This is a genomic window from Rhizobacter sp. P3_B12, assembly GCF_056402895.1.
The window spans coordinates 1-1,288 of record NZ_JBFUGN010001352.1 but is presented as its reverse complement, the minus strand read 5'-3'; the positions used below and the strand labels follow the sequence as shown (position 1 = coordinate 1,288).

Sequence of the window (1,288 nt, the reverse complement as noted above, 5' to 3'; positions counted from 1 at the left end):
GCGCTGCGCATCCACACCGAGGCGGCGCGGCTGCCGCGCTTCGGCCTGCATCCCACGTCGCACCTGGCACTGCACGAGGAGGAAGCCTTCAGCGCGCTGCTGCAGTGCCACGCGGTGCCGGTCGGCGACCGCCTGCGGCCGATGCTCGCGGCCGACCTGGACGCGGTGCGCCAGCCGCTCGCCTGCGCGATCGTCGAGCTGCCGATCCGGGAGGCCGGCGGCCAGCTGCCCACGTGGGACGAGCTGCAGGCCCTGCACGCTGCGGCCCGCCGGCGCGCGATGCCGCTGCACCTCGACGGCGCGCGGCTGTGGGAGTGTTCAGCGTTCTACCAGCGCAGCCCGGCCGAGATCGCCGCCGGCTTCGAATCGGTCTACGTGTCGCTGTACAAGGGCATCGGTGCCGTGTCCGGGGCGATGCTGGCCGGCAGCGAGGATGTCATCGCGCAGGCCCGCCTGTGGCGCCGGCGCCTGGGCGGCACGCTCTACCACCTGAGCCCGATGCTGGTGTCGGCCGCGATGCGCTTCGACGAGCGCCTGGCGCTGATGCCGGCGCTGTACCAGCGCGCGCTCTCGCTGGCCGCCGGGCTGAACGCCATCTCCGGGCTGCGCGTGAACCCGCGGGTGCCGCAGACCAACCTGCTGCACCTGTTCTTCGATGCACCGCCCGATGCGGTGCTAGACGCGCGCGACGCGCTCGCCACGCACGACCGCTGCTGGCTCTTCGGCCACGTGCGCGCCGCCGAGGTGCCGGGCTGGAGCGCCACCGAGCTCTACGTCGGCGACCGGCTGCTGCAGGCCGACGACGCGGCCGTGCTGCCGCTGTTCGCGAAGCTGGCCGCGATGCTGCGGACCTGAATCAGGGCTTGATGAAGGTCACGCTGTAGCTGAAGCTCTTCGCGACGCCGCCGATCTTGACGTTCGACACCGTCACGCCGAGCTTCGTGTCGGCCGGCGCCCGCGACCACGGCTGCCCGGTGCCGCCGATCGACCAGGCCATCGTGTTCTCGGCATAGTTCCTGTCGAGTTCGGCCACGCCGGTCACCGGCACGGCCGCGCCGGCGTCGTCGGTCATCATCACGGTGGCCGCCGAGAAATCCGCACCCGGGTACGAGAACGACCAGCGCATCGCCGGCTCGGCGATGCTGCTGTCCCACGGCACGTAGCCGCGCGGCGGCCACGACATGCCGTTCGGCACGCTCGGCGCCGCATGCGTGTTGCCCAGCACCCACAGCGCATTGCCCTGCGGGGTGTCGCCGGTGCCGACATCGCCGAGCACCAGGCTGAAGAC

Annotated in this window: 2 protein-coding genes; one reads left to right on the top strand and one right to left on the bottom strand. The window is 72.4% G+C overall.

Features of this window, described 5'->3' with window-relative positions; genetic code table 11:
• Window positions 1-855 (top strand): threonine aldolase family protein (locus AC1D01_RS35160; RefSeq protein WP_477874215.1); only part of this gene is annotated, 855 nt, incomplete at its 5' end.
• Window position 856: 1 nt separating this feature from the next.
• Here AC1D01_RS35160 and AC1D01_RS35155 read toward each other — a convergent pair.
• A partial coding sequence (locus AC1D01_RS35155) for a hypothetical protein (RefSeq protein ID WP_477874213.1) occupies window positions 857-1,288 on the bottom strand: 432 nt, incomplete at its 5' end.